Genomic DNA, 19,429 nt, shown 5'->3' with positions numbered 1-19,429 from the left:
GCAGGCGGCAGGTTGATCCACGTTGAAGGGCTCCTATATAGTATTTCTACTATATTGCTATGGTCGATATTCCTATTACCATAGCCATTCGCGTAAAAATGCGACAGAGGGAGCGCCCCACCGTGCGCCTCCCTGTGCACCCTGAACAGAGCTAACAATCAGCCACCGGGGGCCAGGCAGCAGCCGCTGCGCCTGCCTCCCTTACAGGACTACCGCATGTCGATCTATGCCCAGGGCCTGCAGCCCGCTGCCGTCAACCATGTCGCCCTCACCCCGCTGAGTTTCATCGAGCGCACCGCCGCCGTGTACGGCGACTACCCCGCGGTCATTCACGGTGCCATCCGCCGTAACTGGCAGGAAACCTACCAACGCTGCCGACGCCTGGCCAGCGCCCTGGTCGGCCGCGGCATTGGCCGTGGCGACACGGTAGCGGCCATGCTGCCGAATATCCCGGCCATGCTCGAAGCGCATTTCGGCGTGCCGATGACCGGTGCCGTACTCAATACCCTGAATGTGCGCCTGGACGCCGAGGCCATTGCCTTCATGCTGCAGCATGGCGAAGCCAAGGTGCTGATCACCGACCGCGAATTCCACACGGTCATCGCAGCCGCCCTGGCCCTGCTCGAGCACCCGCCACTGGTGGTGGATGTGGATGACCCGGAATACGGTGAGGGCCGCGCAGTCAGCACGTTGGACTATGAAGCCCTGCTTGCCGAGGGCGACCCGGCATTTGCCTGGGACTGGCCGGATGACGAGTGGCAGGCCATTTCGCTGAATTACACCTCCGGCACTACCGGCAACCCCAAGGGCGTGGTCTATCACCACCGTGGCGCGTACCTGAACGCCATTGGCAACCAGATGACCTGGGCCATGGGCCATCGCCCGGTGTACCTGTGGACCTTGCCGATGTTCCACTGCAACGGCTGGTGCTACCCCTGGACCATCACCGCCCTGGCCGGCACCCACGTGTTCCTGCGCCGGGTCGACCCGCAAAAGGTCCTGAACCTGATCCGCGAACACCGGGTCAGCCACCTGTGCGGTGCGCCGATCGTACTCAACGCCCTGGTCAACATGCCCGAGGCAGCCAAGGCTGCCATCGAGCACCCGGTGCAGGCGATGGTGGCCGGCGCAGCGCCCCCGGCCAAGGTCATTGGCGCCGTCGAGCAAATGGGCATCAAGGTGACCCACACCTATGGGCTGACCGAGGTCTACGGCCCGGTGACCGTGTGCGCCTGGCACGAGGAATGGGATGCGCTGACGCTGGAAGAGCGTGCGCAAATCAAGGCCCGCCAGGGGGTACGCTACCCCACCCTCGACGGGCTGATGGTCGCGGACCCGCAAAGCCTCGAACCTGTGCCGCGCGATGGCAACACCCTGGGCGAGATCTTCATGCGCGGCAATACCGTGATGAAGGGCTACCTGAAAAACCCGGAAGCTACCGCTGAAGCCTTCCGTGGGGGCTGGTTCCATACCGGCGACCTGGCCGTGTGGCACGCCGATGGCTATGTGGAGATCAAGGACCGGCTCAAGGACATCATCATTTCCGGCGGCGAGAACATCTCCACCATCGAAGTCGAGGACGCACTGTACAAGCACCCGGCAGTGCTGGAGGCCGCCGTGGTGGCCCGCCCGGACGAAAAGTGGGGCGAAACCCCGTGCGCCTTCGTCGCCCTCAAGCCCGGCCGCGAAGACACGCGCGAAGCCGACATCAGCAGCTGGTGCCGCGAGCACCTGGCCGGGTTCAAGGTGCCGAAGACGGTGGTGTTCGGTGAGCTGCCCAAGACCTCCACCGGCAAGATCCAGAAGTACTTGCTGCGCGACCGCGCCAGAACCCTCTGACCCCATGGGGCCTGTTCGCGGCTTGACCCACATGCGCCCGCTGTTGCGCGAGCGGGATCAGCCGCGAAGGGCCAACCCTGATGTGCCATTTTTCCAGAGCCGCCAATGACCACCTACACTGCCCCCCTGCGCGACATGCGCTTCGTACTGCACGATGTATTCAACGCCCCGGCCCTGTGGGCGCGCCTGCCGGCCCTGGCCGAGCACATAGACGCCGACACCGCCGACGCCATTCTGGAAGAAGCGGCCAAGGTCAGCAGCCAGCTGGTCGCCCCGCTCAGCCGCCAGGGTGACGAGCAAGGCGTGCGTTTCGACGCCGGCAGCGTCACGACGCCCGATGGCTTCCGCGAAGCGTGGAACACCTACCGCGAGGGCGGCTGGGTCGGCCTGGGCGGCAACCCGGCCTATGGCGGCATGGGCATGCCGAAGATGCTGGGGGTGCTGTTCGAAGAGATGCTCTACGCGGCCGACTGCAGCTTCAGCTTGTATTCGGCGCTGAGCGCTGGCAGTTGCCTGGCGATCGATGCGCACGCCAGCGAGGCGCTCAAGGCCACTTACCTGCCGCCCCTCTACCAAGGGCGCTGGGCCGGCACCATGTGCCTGACCGAGCCGCATGCCGGCACCGACCTGGGGTTGATCCGCAGCCGCGCCGAAGCCCAGGCCGACGGCAGCTACCGCATCACCGGCAGCAAGATCTTCATCACCGGCGGCGAGCAGGACCTGACCGAGAACATCATCCACCTGGTGCTGGCCAAGCTGCCCGATGCGCCCGCCGGTGCCAAGGGCATCTCGTTGTTCCTGGTGCCCAAGTTCCTGGTTGACGCCAATGGCCGGCTGGGCGAGCGCAATGCTGCCCACTGCGGCTCGATCGAACACAAGATGGGCATCAAGGCCTCGGCCACCTGCGTGATGAATTTCGATGCAGCCACGGGTTATCTGGTGGGCGCCCCGAACAAGGGCCTGGCGGCCATGTTCACCATGATGAACTATGAACGCCTGTCGATCGGCATCCAGGGCATCGGCTGTGCCGAGGCGTCGTACCAGGCGGCTGCCCGCTACGCCAACGAGCGCCTGCAGAGCCGCGCCGCCGTGGGCCCGCAGCTGCGGGACAAAGCCGCCGACCCGATCATCCACCACGGCGATGTGCGGCGCATGTTGTTGACCATGCGCACCCTCACCGAAGGGGGCCGGGCGTTTGCCGCCTATGTGGGCCAGCAGCTCGACCTGGCGCGCTATGCCGAAGCTGGCAGTGAACGCGAGCAGGCCCAGCGCATGGTGGCGCTGTTGACCCCGGTGGCCAAGGCGTTCTTCACCGACAACGGCCTGGAAAGCTGCGTGCTCGGCCAGCAGGTGTACGGTGGCCACGGCTACATTCGCGAATGGGGCCAGGAGCAACGGGTACGTGATGTGCGCATCGCGCAGATCTACGAAGGCACCAACGGCATCCAGGCCCTCGACTTACTGGGGCGCAAGGTGCTGGCTGACGGCGGCCAGGCACTGGCCAGCTTCGCCGCCGAGGTACGGGCGTTCAGCCTGGAAGCCCCACTGCACCGGGCAGCCTTGCAGGCAAGCCTGACGCGGCTGGAGGCCACCAGCGCGTGGTTGCAGGCACGCGCCACTGAAGACGCGAACCTGGTCAGTGCGGTGGCGGTGGAGTACCTGCAGCTGTTCGGGCTTACCGCGTATGCCTATATGTGGGCACGCATGGCGGCGGTGGCGTTGGCCAAACAGCATGAAGACAGCGGGTTTTACGGCGCCAAGCTGGCCTGTGCGGACTTTTTCTTCCAGCGCGTGTTGCCGCGCGAGTTGGCACTGGAGGCCAGCATTCGTGCAGGCAGTGCCAGCCTGTACGGGCTGGCAGCAGCGCAGTTCTGACGGCGGGCGCGAAAGGTTCTCAAACGCTCAAAACCGTTGCAATTCCAGCGGAAAACCGGCACAACTGATAGTCATTCGCCATTACCCAGGTTCTCCGGGGCCCATGCGCAAGGGTAGAATGCGCAAAACCCGGAGCCGCAATGAACCAAGACCGCCTCAAGCCCACCCCTGACGATGCGATCACCGACGCCGCCGCGCATTGGTGCATGCGCTTGCATGCAGACGATTGCACGGCGGCCGAGCGCGAGGCATTCCTGCGTTGGCAGGCGGCTGACCCCAGGCATGCCGATGAGTACCAGGCCATGCTGGAAATCTGGCAAACCGCCGACCTGCTGCCGCGCACCGCCACGATCATGGACGTCAACCCAGCGGCCATCGCCATCAGGCGCCGGCGTAACTGGCGGCCCCTGGCTTCTGCCGCCGCCATCGCCCTGGCCGTGCTGCCACTGGCGGGCTGGTTCGGCTGGGAACAGGGTTGGTTGCCCAATCGCTACCAGCACTTCGAAGCGACTGACCACATGCAGAGCGTGGTCCTGAGCGACGGCAGCCAGGTGCAACTCAACCTGCACAGCGAGCTGACCTTCCTCAATTACAAGGACCAGCGCCAGGTCACACTCAAGCGTGGCGAAGCGTTCTTCAAGGTCTGGCACGACAGCAGCCACCCGTTCATCGTGCGCGCCGGCCGCGGGCAGACGCGCGTGACCGGCACCCAGTTCAACGTGTGGAAGTATCGTGATCAGGTCAAGGTCACGTTGCTGGAAGGTTCGGTGCTGGTCTCCAGCGACGGCAGCGCCGGCGGCTATCGCCTTGGCCCTGGCATGCAGGCCAGCTACCACAAGGGCGACTTCGAACCGCAACTGGAACAGAGCGGCGACGTTGGCAATAGCCTGGCCTGGCGCAGCGGCAAACTGGTGCTCGACAACCTCAGCCTGGAACAGGCACTACCGGTGATCAACCGCTACCTCGACGCGCCGTTGCGGCTGGCCGATGCCAGCACCGGGCGCATCCGCATCAGCGGTGTCTACAATACCCGTGAGGTGGAACGCCTGGTCAACAACCTGCCCAAGGTGCTGCCGGTCTACCTGACCCGCAGCAAGGACGGCAGCACCGTGCTCAACCGCATTTCGCCGCCGCCTGGCAAAGGCTGACGCCCGCCCCGCCTTACAAGGTCATGGCCGCCAGCCAGCCGAACGCCAGCAACGGCAGGTTGTAATGGATGAAGGTCGGGATCACGGTGTCCCAGATGTGGTGGTGCTGGCCATCCACGTTAAGCCCGGAGGTCGGGCCCAAGGTGGAGTCCGACGCCGGCGAGCCGGCGTCACCCAGGGCACCGGCAGTGCCGACGATGCATACCGTGGCCAGCGGGTCGAAGCCCAGTTGGACGCACAGTGGTACGAAGATCGCAGCAAGGATCGGCACGGTGGAAAACGACGAACCGATGCCCATGGTCACCAGCAGCCCCACCAGCAGCATCAGCAAGGCACCTACGCCCTTGCTGTGGTCGATCCACTGCGCCGAAGCCTGCACCAGGCTGTTCACCTCGCCCGTGGCCTTCATCACCTCGGCAAAGCCCGAGGCGGCGATCATGATGAAGCCGATCATGGCCATCATCTTCATGCCCTCGGTGAACAGGTCGTCGGTGTCGCGCCACTTGACGATGCCCGACAACGAGAAGATCAGAAAGCCGACCATGGCGCCGATGATCATCGAATCGAGCAGCAGTTGCACGATGAACGCCGCCGCAATCGCCAGCCCGGCCACCAGCAGCGTCACCGGGTTGTACTGCACGCTCACCTGCTCCACCTGGGCAATGCGTGCCAGGTCGTAGTCGCGTTTCTTGCGGTAGCTGACGAACACGGCCAGCAACAGGCCGACAAGCATGCCGGCAGCCGGGATCGCCATGGCGTGGGTGACGTTGATGCCGCTCACGTCGACACCGGCGCGGGCCACGTTGGCCAACAGGATTTCATTGAGGAAAATGTTGCCAAAGCCCACCGGCAGAAACATGTAGGGGGTAATCAGGCCGAAGGTGATCACGCAGGCGATGAGCCGCCGGTCGATGCGCAGGCGGGTCAGCACATACAGCAGCGGCGGCACCAGCAGCGGGATGAAGGCGATGTGAATGGGCAGGATGTTCTGCGACGACACCGCCACCGCCAGCATCAGGCCGATCATCAGCCACTTGAGCTTGCCAGCATTGGCATGGCCCTGGCGGTCGATCATGGCCAGGGCGCGGTCGGCCAGGGCATGGGCCAGGCCGGACTTGGCGATCGCCACGGCAAAGGCGCCCAGCAATGCATAGGACAAGGCCACCGTGGCCCCACCACCGAGGCCGCCGTTGAAGGCCTTGAGTGTGCCTTCCATTCCCAGGCCACCGGTCAGGCCGCCGACGAGGGCGCCAATGATCAGGGCGATGACCACGTGCACGCGGGACAGGCTGAGTATCAGCATGATGCCGACCGCGGCGATCACTGCATTCATGGTGGGCTTACCTCTTTACGACAGAAAAAAGCGCGAACTCTGAAGCAGTGGGCGGCAGATGTCAAAATTGCCAGGTTGCGGCGGATTTCACCGGCGAGAAATTTAAATTGAATGTTTGAATAAAGAAAAATCCTACAGCGCCGATACGGTGATGTTGGGGCCACTTGCCTGCCCCCACGACCTGCCCACCCTGCCCAAAGCCATAACCCTTACTGCATTGAAAAAGGGAAACGCCCCATGCCTTTGCGACAACTCTCCATCCAGTGGAAGATCACCCTGCTCGCCGGCCTTTGCCTGGCCAGCATCGTCACCCTGCTCGTCGGCCTGTCGCTGTACCGCATGGACCACAGCTCGGACCTGGTCAAGGCCAGCAGCATGCAGATGTTGACCGAGGCGGCGCAGTCGCGCATCGAGTCGCAAGGTGAAGTACAGGCGTTGAACATTCGCCGCCAGTTCATGGACGCCTACCAGTACGGTGCCGGTTTCGCCCGCCAGGTGCTGTTCCTGCGCGAACAGGCCGAAAAGCGCTTTCTCGATGCCTTCGACCTGCGCGAGGACATGACGCGCCAGGTACGCGCCGCCTTGCAGGCCAACCCCGACCTGCTTGGCCTGTCGCTGGTGTTCGAGCCCAATGCACTGGACAACAAGGACAACCTGTTCGCCGACAAACCGGAACTGGGCAGCAACGAGACCGGGCGCTTCGCCCTGTACTGGTCGCAGCCGCGTGCCGGCCATCTGACGGCCATGGCACTGCCTGAACATGACATGGCCAACACCGAGATCGGCCCCAGTGGCCAGCCGGCCAACACCTGGTGGGTATGCCCGCGCACTACCGGCAAGGTGTGCGTGGTGGAGCCGTACTTCTATGCCATCGACGGCCAGCAAGTGCTGATGACCAGTATCGTTTTCCCGCTGACGGTCAATGGCAAGATCATCGCCACGCTGTCCATCGACATCAACCTCAACAGCCTGCAGGCACTCAGCGAAGAGGCCAGCCGCAACCTGTACGAGGGCCGCACCCGGGTCGGCATTCTCAGCCCGGTCGGCTTGCTGGCCGGCTACAGCGCCGACGCCAGCAAGCTGGCCCAGCGCGTCGACCAGGTCGACCCGGCCCATGGCGCCGAACTGGTGCGCAGGCTGGCCGCTGGCAAGCTGAGCATTCTGCATGACCAGCAGCGCCTGAAAGTGCTTGCCGCGTTCCGGCCAATCCCTGATGCCCAGCCCTGGGGCGTGTTGCTGGATGTGCCGGAAAATGCCCTGACCGGCCCCGCTGAAGCACTGAAGCAGGAACTGGACACACTGAACACCAGCGGAACCTTGCTGGAACTCGGCCTGGGCCTGGCTGCCGCGATCGCCGGCCTGCTGCTGGTATGGCTGATGGCGCGCGGGGTCACCCGGCCGATTCTTGGCGTGGCCGCCATGCTCAAGGATATCGCCAGCGGCGAAGGTGACCTCACCCGGCGCCTGGCTTACCAGAAGCAGGACGAACTCGGTGAACTGGCCGGCTGGTTCAACCGTTTTCTCGACAAGCTGCAACCGACCATCGCCGAGGTGAAACGCTCGGTGCAGGCCGCCCGGGGTACCGCCGACCAGTCTTCGGCGATCGCGACTGAAACCAGCGCCGGCATGGAGCAGCAGTACCGCCAGGTCGACCAGGTAGCCACCGCTTCGCATGAAATGAGCGCCACCGCTCAGGATGTGGCACGCAGCGCCGCCCAGGCCGCCCAGGCGGCACGTGATGCCGACCAGGCCACCCGGGAAGGCCTGGCGGTGATCGATCGGACCACCAGCAGCATCGACGCCCTGGCCGCCAACATGAGCGATGCCATGGCCGAGGTCGAGGGCCTGGCACAGAACAGCGAGAAGATCGGTTCGGTGCTGGAAGTGATCCGCTCGATTGCCGAACAGACCAACCTGCTGGCGCTCAACGCCGCCATCGAGGCAGCGCGCGCTGGCGAGGCCGGCCGGGGCTTTGCCGTGGTCGCGGACGAGGTGCGCAACCTCGCCCAACGCACCCAGGAGTCGGTGGAAGAAACCCGCCAGGTGATCGAGGCGCTGCAGAACGGCACCCGCGAAGTGGTCGGCGCCATGGACCAGAGCCACCGCCAGGCGCAGGGCGGTGTCGAGCAGGTCGGCCAGGCGGTGACCGCGCTGCAGCGCATCGGCCAGGCGGTGACGGTGATCACCGACATGAACCTGCAGATTGCCTCGGCCGCCGAGGAACAAAGCGCGGTGGCCGAGGAAATCAACAGCAACGTGGCCACCATTCGTGACGTGACCGAATCGCTGTCCGGCCAGGCCAATGAGTCAGCCCGGGTCAGCCAGTCGCTGAACAGCCTGGCCAACCAGCAGCAGGCGCTGATGGACCAGTTCCGCGTCTGAAGCATTGGGGGCGCCAGTGGACCCCAGGGCAGCCCAACCTCGTCGTCTACACTTGCCGCACTGTCGACGACGAGGTGCACATGAAAACAATCCCCGCGCTCCTGGCCGGGCTGCTGCTGACGGTTGGCCTGGCCAGCACCGATAGCGCAGCAGCGGCCGACCAGCCCGCCCCCATTCATTTCGGCGCCATCAGCTGGGAAAGCGGCGCACTCACCACCGAGATATTGCGGCTGATTGTCGAGCGCGGCTACGGCTACCCCACCGACACCCTGCCCGGCAGCACGGTCAGCATGGAGGTGGCGCTGGCACGTAACGACCTTCAGGTCATCGCCGAGGAGTGGGCCGGGCGCAGCCCCGCCTGGGTCAAGGCCGAGCAGGCCAGCCAGGTATTCGCCTTGGGCGACACGGTAAAAAATGCCGAAGAAGGCTGGTGGGTGCCGGCCTATGTGATAGAGGGCGATCCTGCCCGTGGCATCAAGCCCAGTGCCCCCGACCTGCGCCAAGTCCAGGACCTCAAGCGCTACCCGCAGGTGTTTCGCGACCCCGAGTCGCCCGACAAAGGCCGCTTCCTCAACAGCCCCAGCGGCTGGACCTCCGAAACCGTGAACAGCCAGAAGCTCAAGGCCTACGGTTTGAATGAGCTGTACACCAACTTCCGCAGTGGCTCCGGTGCCGCCATGGATGCCGAAATCACCTCGGCCATCCGCCGTGGCCAGCCCGTGCTGTTCTACTACTGGAACCCTACCCCCCTCATGGGCCGTTACAAGCTCGTACGCCTGCAAGAACCCCCGTTCGATGCCAACGCCTGGGCCACCCTCACCGATGCAAGCAACCCCAACCCCCAAGGCAGCCAGTCACTTCCGGCGAAATTGTCGATCGGGGTGTCCAAGGCGTTTCGCGATGGCTACCCGGACCTTGTGCGTGTCTTCGAGCAGGTCGACTTGCCAATCCAGCGCCTGAACCAGGCGCTGGCGAACATGAGTGAAAAGCGCACGCCACCGCACGATGCCGCGCTGGCCTTCCTGCGCGATAACCGCGAGGTATGGAAGGCCTGGCTGCCCGCCGATATCGCCGCCAAGGTCGAGGCCAGCCTGTGAGCGGCGGTTTCCCTCAAGCCTTGCAGTTTTCCATCGCTGACAGCGTCAACCGCGTGGTCGACTGGCTGGTGTTGCACTACGGCGACCACTTGCGCAACGTGTCCGACCAGTTGCTGCAGGTGCTGGTCGGGCTGGAGAACCTGCTGCGCCTGGTGCCTTGGTGGCTGCTGCTGGCGATGGTCGGCCTGCTGGCCTGGCACGCCAGCCGCAGCCTGCTGCGCAGCGTGGTGCTGGTGGCCCTGCTGGCACTGATCGGCATGCTCGGGCTGTGGGACAAACTGCTGCAGACCCTGGCCTTGGTGCTGGTGAGTACGGGTTTGTGCGTACTGGTTGGCGTACCGCTGGGCATCCTGCTGGCCGCCCGGCCACTGGCCAGGCGGTTGTTGCTGCCGGTTCTGGATGTGATGCAGACACTGCCGGCGTTCGTGTACCTGATCCCGGTGCTGATGCTGTTTGGGCTGGGCAAGGTGCCGGCTGTATTCGCCACCCTGATCTACGCCCTGCCACCCTTGGTGCGCCTGACCCAGCTGGGCCTGAGCCAGATCGACCCGTCGTTGCTGAAGGCCGCCCACGGGCTGGGCGCCAGCCGCTGGCAGCGGTTGCGGCGCATAGCCCTGCCGCTGGCGCTGCCCAGCATCATGGCCGGGCTGAACCAGTCGGTGATGATGGCCTTGTCGATGGTGGTGGTGGCGTCGATGATCGGCGCGCGCGGCTTGGGTGAGGATGTGCTGGCCGGTATCCAGACCTTGAACGTAGGCCAGGGTGTGGAAGCCGGGCTGGCGATCGTCGCCCTGGCCATGGTCATCGACCGCATCAGCCAGGCCTACGGGCGCGGTGCACGCTGAACGGCGCGGCGGGTCCGCTTGACCGCGGACCCGCCAACCCCGGCTCAGCCCAGGAACAGTGTGTAGGCCGGGTTGTCGGTCTCATCCCAGTACTGGTAGCCCATGGCATCCAGCGCCATTGGCAAGCCCGCCAGCTCTTGCGCTGGCACTTCCAGGGCGGCGAGCACCCGGGCCTGGGCCGCGCCATGGTTGCGGTAATGGAACAGGCTGATGTTCCAGTGCTTGCCCAAGCGCTCCAGAAAACCCAGCAACGCCCCTGGCCGTTCCGGGAACTCGAAGCGCAGCACCCGCTCAGTAGCCCCCGGGGCGGCATGACCGCCCACGGTATGGCGCACATGCAACTTGGCCAACTCGTTGTCGGTCAGGTCCTGTACGGCGTAACCCTGCCCAGCCAAGCTGGCCAGCAGTTGCTTGCGCGGGTCGTGCACCGGGTGGGTCTGCACCCCGACGAACAGGCGCGCCTGCTGGCCGGGGTAGTAGCGGTAGTTGAACTCGGTGATCTGGCGTTTGCCCAGTGCCTGGCAGAACGCCCGGAAGCTGCCGGGTTGCTCCGGGATGGTCACTGCAATGATTGCCTCGCGCTGCTCGCCCAGTTCGGCGCGCTCGGCCACATGGCGCAAACGGTCGAAGTTGACGTTGGCGCCGGAATCGATCGCCACCAGGGTCTGCCCTTGTGCGCCGTGCTGCGCCACATACTGCTTGATCCCGGCCACCGCCAATGCGCCGGAAGGCTCGGTGATGGAACGGGTGTCATCGTAGATATCCTTGATCGCTGCGCACAGTTCGTCACTGCTCACCGTCAGCACCTCGTCGACGAAATGCCGGCACAACTCGAAACAATGCGCGCCGACCTGCGCCACCGCCACCCCATCGGCAAAGCTGCCCACCTGCGGCAGGACCACCCGCTCCCCCGCAGCCATAGCCGCTTGCAGGCAATTGGAGTCGTCCGGCTCGACGCCAATCACCTTCACTTCGGGGCGCAGGTACTTCACGTAGGCGGCGATACCGGCGATCAGGCCACCGCCGCCCACCGGCACGAAGATGGCGTCCAGCGCACCCGGGTGCTGGCGCAGTATTTCCATGGCCACCGTACCCTGGCCAGCGATGACATCGGGGTCATCGAACGGCGGCACGAAGGTGGCGCCGGCCTGGTCGGCTAGTTTCAAGGCATGGGCCAGGGCATGCGGGAAGCTCTCGCCGTGCAACACCACATGGCCACCGCGTGAGCGCACCCCCTCCACCTTCAACGACGGTGTGGTGGTGGGCATGACAATGGTGGCCTTCATGCCCAGGTGCGCAGCTGCCAGGGCCACGCCCTGGGCATGGTTGCCCGCCGACGCCGTGATGACCCCGCGCTCGCGTTGCGCGGTGCCAAGCCGCGACAGGCGGGTGTAGGCACCGCGGATCTTGAACGAGAAAGTCGGCTGCAGGTCTTCACGCTTGAGCAACACCTGGTTACCCAGGCGGGCAGACAAGGCCGGGGCAGCTTGCAGCGGCGTTTCGATAGCCAGGTCGTACACCGGCGCGGCAAGAATGCGCCGCACATGCTCCGACAGCAGTTGCTGGGGGGTTGCTGGGGTACGGGGTGTGCTGAAGCTGGTCATCGATGACTCCTTGGCGTTTTTACGTTGCCCAGGAGTCAGAGAGAAAAAACCCGCCTCCAGGGCGGGTTCGGTGCACGTACGCGCTAGCCCGCCAAGCTGATAATGGCGGTAATAATAATGGCGTTCACGTGCGGGTAAGTGTTCATAGACCAGGAACTTAGCTTGCCGCGCAGGCCCACGTCAACACTTGGCTTGCTGCGCCGACAGCGGCACATCGAACACTTTGTCGAAGCCCCACTGGAACACGAAGGCGTACACGAAGAAGAACACGAACAATGCCAGGTTGGTGAGCAGCGCCGCCCACAGACTGACGTTCAGCCAGTAAGCCACCAGCGGCAGCAGGATCAGCACCAACCCACCCTCGAAGCCCAGGGCGTGCAGCAGGCGCCGGGTGAACGTACGTTCACGCCGCTGCTGGCGCGCCTCCCAGCGCTCGAACACCCAGTTGTAACCCATGTTCCAGCTCATGGCGATGCCTGACATCAGCACCGACAGCACTGTGGATTGCGCCATGCCGGCGCCGAACGCCAACGCCAGTGCCGGGGCCACGCAGGCGACGGCGATGGCCTCGTAAAGAATGGCCTGGACGATCTTGCGTGCCTTGCCTTGCATGTTCAGCTCCCTGGCTTGAAGAACTGTAAACCTACAAGAACTGGCCGAGAAGAAAAAGCCTGTACGCCCCTGCCGCCTGCTAACGGGCAGGCAAGCGGATGCGGAACTGCGCTCCGCCCAGCGCCGACTGTGCGACAGTCAACGTACCGCCCTGGCCCTCGATCGCACGCCGGCTGATCGCCAAGCCCAGGCCAAAACCACCGGTGTTCCGGTCACGGCTGCGGTCCAGCCGGTAGAACGGCTGGAAGATCCGCTCCCGCTCCGCTACCGGAATGCCGATACCGTCGTCTTCCACCGTCAACAGGCACGCGCCGTCCTGGTCCAGGCACAAGCGCAGCAACAGGCTTTGGTCACAGTAACGCATGGCATTGCGCACCAGGTTCTGCACGGCCCGGGCGGTGAGCCGCGGGTCCAGCACAAAGCGGGGTAGCTCGCCTTCGGCGCGAACTTCCCACTGGATGCCACGGCCATCGAGCTCCTCGGCGAAGCCGCCCAGCACGCTGTCGACCAGTTCCAGCAACGACACCTCGACCCGCTCGCGGGCCTGGTCGGCGTTGTACAGCCGGCTGTACGACAACAATTCCAGCACCAGCTCATCCAGCTCGCGCACATGGCCAACCAGTTCCAGCAAGCGCTTGCGGCTGGCTGGCGGCACTTCGTCGAACAACAGCACCAGGCCGAAGTCGAGCCGGGTCAACGGCGTACGCAGCTCGTGCGACACCGCATTGAGCAGCTCGCGTTGCTGGTTGACGTGCCGCTCAAGGTCGCTGGCCATGGTATCGAACACCCCGGCCAGCTCGCCGATGTTGGAGTGCGGCGAGATGTGCGTACGCTCGGCCATGTGCCCCTGGCCCAGGCGCCGTGCGGTTTCCTTCAGGCGCTCCAGGTCCCGCCAGTGCGGCCACACCCACAGCAGCAGGCAGCCGAGCATGGCGGCACCGATCAAGACGGTCACCCCCCAGGACAATACGTTGATGTCGAACGGGTCGGGCGGCGAATGCAGCTCTACCAGCCACTGTTTGTCCAGGGGGGCCAGCACGGTTTCGTAATAGCCCCACTCGCCAATGCGTACCGCGTGCAGCCCCTGCGCCAGGCGCGCCTCCTCCTGGTCGCTCAGGCCCGCCTGGTCCATGGGCAACAGCCGCAGTTGCAGCGGTGCGAAATCACCCGCCAGCTCCTGCGCTACCGCTGGCCACTGCTCGCGCGGCGCCTGGCGGAACTGGCGCACGACCATCGACTGCACACCCTTGGCCTGGTCCAGGTTGTAGGCCATGAACCGTTCATGGAACAGACCGACGATACTGTCGGGGATAAGCAGCAGCGCACCGGCATAGGCAATGATGATCACCAGGTACAGCCGCACCAGGATCTTGAGCATGGCCGGTCAGCACTCCCACTCGACGCGGCTGAACAGATAGCCCTTGCCCCATACGGTCTTGATCTTGCGCGCTTCACCGGCGTTGTCGTCGAACTTGCGCCGCAGCTTGGAAATGGCCACGTCCACCGAGCGGTCGGTACCATTGAATTCGATGCCCCGCAGTTGCTGCAGGATGCGGTCGCGGTTCAGCACTTCGCCGGCGTTGCGCGCCAGCACCACCAACAGGTTGTACTCGCCGCTGGACAACTCCACTTCGTCGCCGCGCCAGCTGACCGTGCGTTCGGCCAGGTCGATGCGCAGGCCGCCGATCACGATCAGGTCGTGGTCCAGCCGTGGCTCGTTGACACTGCTGCGGCGCAGCAAGGTACGCACCCGCGCCAGCAGCACACGGGGCTCGCAGGGTTTGCTCACATAGTCGTCGGCACCCATTTCCAGGCCCAGTACCTGGTCGTGGCTGTCGTCACGGGCGGTCAGCATCAGGATCGGCAAGCCTTGCGATTCCTGGCGCAACAGGCGGCAGACCTGCAGGCCATCGAGGCCCGGCAGCATCAGGTCGAGAATGACCAGATCGGGCTTTTGCCGGCGGTACTCGTCCAGCACATGATCGCCGCGGGCGATCACCTGCACATGAAAGTCGTTGCGTTGCAGGTAGCTGGCAATCAGCTCGGACAGGGCGCTGTCGTCTTCGACCAGGAGAATATTCGGCATAGGTGCTTGGGAATCTAGGTTGTGTTGGACCTTGCCGGCCTCTTCGCGGGCTTGCCCGCTCCCACAGGTACAGCACAGATTTCAGATACTGTGCGGTCCTTGTGGGAGCGGGCAAGCCCGCGAAGAGGCCGGCACAGGAATACTCAGGATATAGAACACTGCAACACCACAGGCTTGTTCTTTACATTTTTTCACACTCGCCCTACAGGTATTAACAGCCGCCCAGCAATGCCTGCCGTAGCATATACCCCGTCATCATCGGAAGATCCGCATGCCTACTACCCTCTCCCTTCGCCTGCGCCCAGTGGCGCTTCTGGCGTTTCTGAGCCTGTCCCTGGCCGGCTGCGGCAACAGCGCCGAGCAAGACGAACAGGCACCCACCCCGCAAGTACGGGTGGAAACCCTGCAACTGCAGCCCTTGGCCATCAGCAGCGAACTCAGTGGCCGCATCCTGGCCCCGCGTACCGCAGAAGTGCGCGCGCGGGTCGCCGGCGTGGTGCTCAAGCGGGTGTACCGCGAAGGCAGTGACGTCAGGCAAGGCGATGTGCTGTTCCTGATCGACCCGGCGCCGTTCAAAGCCGACCACGACAGTGCCCGCGCAACCTTGGCCAAGGCGGAAGCCACTCGCTACCAGGCCCGCCTGCAAGAGCAGCGCTACCGCCAGCTGGTCGACGACAAGGCGGTCAGCCGCCAGGAATACGACAATGCCAAGGCCAGCCTGCTGCAGGCCGATGCCGCCGTAGCCGAAGCCAAGGCGGCACTGGCGCGCGCACGCCTCAACCTCGGCTATGCCACGGTCACCGCGCCCATCTCCGGGCGAATTGGCCGTGCCCAGGTCACAGAAGGCGCGCTGGTCGGGCAAAACGAGAGCACCCCGCTGGCGACCATTCAGCAACTGGACCCGATCCACGCCGATGTCACCCAATCCACCCGCGAGCTCAATGCCCTGCGCCGCGCCTTGCGCGCGGGCGAGCTGCAGCAGGTGGGCGACGGTCAGGCCCGGGCGACGCTGATCCAGGACGACGGCAGCGCCTACCCACTGCCGGGCAAATTGCTGTTCTCCGACATCAGCGTCGACCCCAGCACCAACCAGATCACCCTGCGCAGCGAGTTCCCCAACCCGGACCTGGACCTGTTGCCCGGCAGCTACGTGCGCGTGCGCCTCGAGCAGGCCGTGCAACCCCATGGCCTGAGTGTGCCGCAGCGCGCCATTCTGCGTGACAGCGCCGGGGAGCCCAAGGTACTGGTGGTCGACCCGCAGGCGCGGGTGAGCGAGCGCGAGGTGGTGCTGGGCAATACCCTGGGCGACCGCTGGATCGTCAGCGCCGGCCTGGCCGCTGGTGAGCGCGTGGTCATCGAGGGCCTGCAGCACGTCAAGGCCGGCGACCAGGTGCAGGTCGACCCCAGCCCACAAACGCCGCCCATCGCACAGCACAACGGCCAGTGAGGGCCTGACCCATGCCGCAATTCTTCATCGACCGCCCGGTATTCGCCTGGGTGGTCGCGCTGTTCATACTGCTGGCCGGCGCGCTGGCCATCCCGCAACTGCCGGTGGCCCAATACCCTAACGTGGCACCGCCGCAGGTCGAGATCTACGCCGTATACCCCGGCGCCTCGGCAGCCACCATGGACGAAAGCGTGGTCAGCCTGATCGAACAGGAACTCAACGGCGCCGACAACCTGCTGTACTTCGAATCCCAGAGCAGCCTGGGCAGCGCCACCATTACCGCCACCTTCGCCCCGGGTACCCACCCGGACCTGGCCCAGGTCGACGTGCAGAACCGCCTGAAGGTGGTCGAGTCCCGCCTGCCGAGGCCGGTCACCCAGCAGGGCCTGCAGGTCGAGAAGGTGTCCACCGGCTTTCTGCTGCTGGCCACCCTCACCTCCACAGACGGCAAACTCGACGAAACCGCCCTGTCGGACATTCTGGCGCGTAACGTGATGGATGAAATACGCCGCCTCAAAGGCGTCGGCAAGGCCCAGCTGTATGGCTCGGAACGGGCCATGCGCATCTGGATCGACCCGCGCAAACTGGTCGGTTTCAACCTCACGCCCAACGACGTGGCCGACGCCATCGCCGGCCAGAACGCCCAGGTAGCCCCTGGAAGCATTGGCGACCTGCCCAGCCGCAGCACTCAGGAAATCACGGCCAACGTGGTGGTCAAAGGCCAGCTGAGCACGCCGGAAGCGTTCGCCGCCATTGTGCTGCGCGCCAACCCCGACGGCTCCGTGGTCACCCTTGGCGATGTCGCCAGGGTGGAAGTCGGCGCACAGGAATACCAGTACGGCACCCGCTTGAACGGCAAGCCGGCAACGGCCTTCAGCGTGCAACTGGCACCGGGCGCCAATGCCATGCAGACCGCCACCCTGGTACGGGCGAAACTGCAGGACCTGGCGCGCTACTTCCCCGAGGGGGTCAGGTACGACATCCCCTACGACACCTCGCCGTTCGTCAAGGTGTCGATCGAGCAGGTCATCAGTACCCTGTTCGAAGCCATGCTGCTGGTGTTCGCGGTGATGTTCCTGTTCCTGCAGAACCTGCGCTACACGCTGATCCCGACCCTGGTGGTACCGGTGGCACTGATGGGCACCTTCGCCGTAATGCTGGCGCTGGGTTTCTCGATCAACGTGCTGACCCTGTTCGGCATGGTGCTGGCCATCGGCATCCTGGTCGATGACGCCATCGTGGTGGTGGAAAACGTCGAACGCATCATGGCCGAAGAAGGCTTGCCGCCCCGGCAAGCCACGCGCAAGGCCATGAGCCAGATCAGCGGCGCGATCATCGGCATCACCCTGGTACTGGTGGCGGTGTTCCTGCCCATGGCCTTCATGCAAGGGTCGGTGGGTGTGATCTACCAACAGTTTTCGGTCGCCATGGCGGTATCGATCCTGTTCTCGGCATTCCTCGCCCTCAGCCTGACCCCGGCACTGTGCGCCACGCTGCTCAAGCCTGTGGCCAAGGGCGAACAGCATGCACGCAAGGGTTTCTTCGGCTGGTTCAACCGCCGTTTCGAGGGCATGAGCGATGGCTACCAGCGCTGGGTCATGCAAGCGCTGCAACGCAGCGGGCGCTACCTGTTGCTGTATGCGCTGCTGCTGGGGGTATTGGGCTATGGCTTGAGCCAGCTGCCCACGGCGTTCCTGCCCACCGAAGACCAGGGCTACACCATTACGGACATCCAGCTGCCGCCGGGCGCCAGCCGCATGCGCACCGAACAGGTGGCCGCCCAGATCGAGGCGCACAACAGTGAAGAACCGGGGGTCGGCAACACCACACTGATCCTGGGTTTCAGCTTCTCGGGCAGCGGGCAGAACGCCGCGCTGGCCTTCACCACCCTCAAGGACTGGTCCGAGCGCGGTGCCGAACACACTGCCCAGTCGATTGCCGAGCGCGCCAACCAGGCCTTCACGCAACTCAAGGATGCGGTGGCCTACGCCGTGCTGCCGCCGCCCATCGACGGGCTTGGCGAGTCGACCGGCTTCGAGTTCCGCCTGCAGGACCGGGGTGGCATGGGCCACCGCGCGCTGATGGCGGCGCGTGACCAGCTGCTCGAGCAGGCCGGCAAGAGCAAGGTACTGAGCAACGTGCGCGAAGCCTCGCTGGCGGAAAGCCCGCAGGTGCAGCTGGAGATCGACCGCCGCCAGGCCAATGCCCTGGGCGTGACGTTTGCCGATATCGGCTCGGTACTCGACGTGGCAGTGGGCTCCAGCTACGTCAACGACTTCCCGAACCAGGGCCGCATGCAGCGCGTGGTGGTGCAGGCCGAAGGCGACCAGCGCAGCCAGGTGCAAGACCTGCTGAACATGCATGTGCGCAACAGCAGCGGCAAGATGGTGCCGTTGGCCGCGTTCGTCCAGGCCAAATGGGTCAGCGGCCCGGTGCAACTGACGCGTTATAACGGCTACCCGGCGGTGTCGATTTCCGGCGAACCGGCCCCCGGCTACAGCTCGGGCGAAGCCATGGCCGAAATCGAGCGCCTGGTGGCGCAACTGCCCGCCGGTGCCGGCCTGGAATGGACCGGCCTGTCACTGCAAGAACGCCTGTCCGGCAGCCAGGCGCCGATGTTGATGGCGCTGTCGCTGCTGGTGGTGTTCCTGTGCCTGGCTGCGCTGTACGAGAGCTGGTCGATACCCACCGCAGTGCTGCTGGTAGTGCCGCTCGGCGTGCTGGGTGCGGTCCTGGCGGTAACCCTGCGGGGCATGCCCAACGACGTGTTCTTCAAGGTCGGCCTGATCACCTTGATTGGCCTGTCGGCGAAGAACGCCATTCTGATCATTGAGTTCGCCAAGCACCTGGTCGACCAAGGCGTGGACGCCGCCGATGCCGCCGTACAGGCCGCCCGCCTGCGCCTGCGGCCGATCGTGATGACATCGCTGGCGTTCATCCTCGGCGTGGTGCCCTTGGCGATCGCCAGCGGTGCCAGCTCGGCCAGCCAACAGGCGATCGGCACCGGGGTTATCGGCGGCATGCTGAGCGCAACGTTGGCGGTGGTATTCGTGCCGGTGTTCTTCGTCAGCGTGATGCGGCTGGCTGGCACGCGCAAAACCGTAACGGCCGGCGAGGCGCTGCACGACAGCCCCTGAATGAGGGTCCCCAGGGACCCTCTT

Annotated in this window: 13 protein-coding genes and 1 pseudogene; 9 read left to right on the top strand and 5 right to left on the bottom strand. The window is 65.0% G+C overall.

Features of this window, described 5'->3' with window-relative positions:
* The first annotated feature begins 216 nt into the window (after nt 1-216).
* The 3 genes from AACG97_RS12525 (at nt 217) to AACG97_RS12515 (ending at nt 4,862) form a co-directional block, all read left to right on the top strand.
* On the top strand, nt 217-1,839 hold the full coding sequence (locus AACG97_RS12525; RefSeq protein ID WP_225785573.1) for an acyl-CoA synthetase: 1,623 nt from the start codon (nt 217-219) through the stop codon (nt 1,837-1,839).
* Nucleotides 1,840-1,944: 105 nt separating this feature from the next.
* Entirely contained in the window at nt 1,945-3,714 is a 1,770-nt protein-coding gene (locus AACG97_RS12520; protein ID WP_182365099.1) for an acyl-CoA dehydrogenase C-terminal domain-containing protein, read from the top strand.
* Between the two features lie 140 nt (nt 3,715-3,854).
* Nucleotides 3,855-4,862 (top strand): FecR family protein, encoded by a 1,008-nt coding sequence (locus tag AACG97_RS12515; protein ID WP_110679821.1) that lies wholly within the window; start codon nt 3,855-3,857, stop codon nt 4,860-4,862.
* Nucleotides 4,863-4,875: 13 nt separating this feature from the next.
* Here the strand turns inward: AACG97_RS12515 and AACG97_RS12510 are convergent, their stop codons facing one another.
* On the bottom strand, nt 4,876-6,195 hold the full coding sequence (locus tag AACG97_RS12510) for a Na+/H+ antiporter family protein (protein WP_115294019.1): 1,320 nt from the start codon (nt 6,193-6,195) through the stop codon (nt 4,876-4,878).
* A 237-nt stretch (nt 6,196-6,432) separates the two neighbouring features.
* On the opposite strand from AACG97_RS12510, the pseudogene AACG97_RS28010 reads away from it, so the two are divergent.
* From AACG97_RS28010 to AACG97_RS12495, 4 genes and pseudogenes are all read left to right on the top strand, one after another.
* A pseudogene (locus AACG97_RS28010) lies at nt 6,433-7,719 on the top strand (PDC sensor domain-containing protein); the annotation flags it as partial.
* A 102-nt stretch (nt 7,720-7,821) separates the two neighbouring features.
* On the top strand, nt 7,822-8,577 hold the full coding sequence (locus AACG97_RS28005; RefSeq protein ID WP_370593759.1) for a methyl-accepting chemotaxis protein: 756 nt from the start codon (nt 7,822-7,824) through the stop codon (nt 8,575-8,577).
* Nucleotides 8,578-8,657: 80 nt separating this feature from the next.
* A complete protein-coding gene (locus AACG97_RS12500) occupies nt 8,658-9,674 on the top strand; it encodes an ABC transporter substrate-binding protein (protein ID WP_225785574.1) in 1,017 nt (338 codons plus the stop codon).
* Entirely contained in the window at nt 9,671-10,519 is an 849-nt protein-coding gene (locus AACG97_RS12495; RefSeq protein ID WP_110679824.1) for an ABC transporter permease, read from the top strand. Before AACG97_RS12500 ends, AACG97_RS12495 begins: the two co-directional genes overlap by 4 nt.
* A gap of 44 nt (nt 10,520-10,563) precedes the next feature.
* Here the strand turns inward: AACG97_RS12495 and ilvA are convergent, their stop codons facing one another.
* From ilvA to AACG97_RS12475, 4 genes are all read right to left on the bottom strand, one after another.
* Nucleotides 10,564-12,123, bottom strand: a complete 1,560-nt coding sequence (ilvA, locus tag AACG97_RS12490) for a threonine ammonia-lyase, biosynthetic (protein ID WP_115294016.1) — start codon at nt 12,121-12,123, stop codon at nt 10,564-10,566.
* A 180-nt stretch (nt 12,124-12,303) separates the two neighbouring features.
* A complete protein-coding gene (locus tag AACG97_RS12485) occupies nt 12,304-12,735 on the bottom strand; it encodes a PACE efflux transporter (RefSeq protein WP_009686655.1) in 432 nt (143 codons plus the stop codon).
* A 79-nt stretch (nt 12,736-12,814) separates the two neighbouring features.
* Nucleotides 12,815-14,113, bottom strand: coding sequence for an ATP-binding protein (locus tag AACG97_RS12480; protein WP_197885598.1), 1,299 nt, complete (start codon nt 14,111-14,113; stop codon nt 12,815-12,817).
* Between the two features lie 6 nt (nt 14,114-14,119).
* Nucleotides 14,120-14,821: a response regulator transcription factor gene (locus AACG97_RS12475; protein ID WP_009686653.1), complete on the bottom strand. Its 702-nt coding sequence runs from the start codon at nt 14,819-14,821 to the stop codon at nt 14,120-14,122.
* Nucleotides 14,822-15,092: 271 nt separating this feature from the next.
* Between AACG97_RS12475 and AACG97_RS12470 the strand changes: the two genes are divergently transcribed.
* Complete coding sequence (locus AACG97_RS12470; RefSeq protein WP_125854692.1) at nt 15,093-16,268, top strand: efflux RND transporter periplasmic adaptor subunit; 1,176 nt, start codon at nt 15,093-15,095, stop codon at nt 16,266-16,268.
* Nucleotides 16,269-16,279: 11 nt separating this feature from the next.
* Nucleotides 16,280-19,405, top strand: coding sequence for an efflux RND transporter permease subunit (locus AACG97_RS12465; protein ID WP_225785575.1), 3,126 nt, complete (start codon nt 16,280-16,282; stop codon nt 19,403-19,405).
* Nucleotides 19,406-19,429: the final 24 nt, after the last annotated feature.

This window comes from Pseudomonas sp. Nvir (assembly GCF_963778085.1).
Classification (GTDB): domain Bacteria; phylum Pseudomonadota; class Gammaproteobacteria; order Pseudomonadales; family Pseudomonadaceae; genus Aquipseudomonas; species Aquipseudomonas juntendi.
This window is presented reverse-complemented; position numbering and strand designations above follow the sequence as displayed.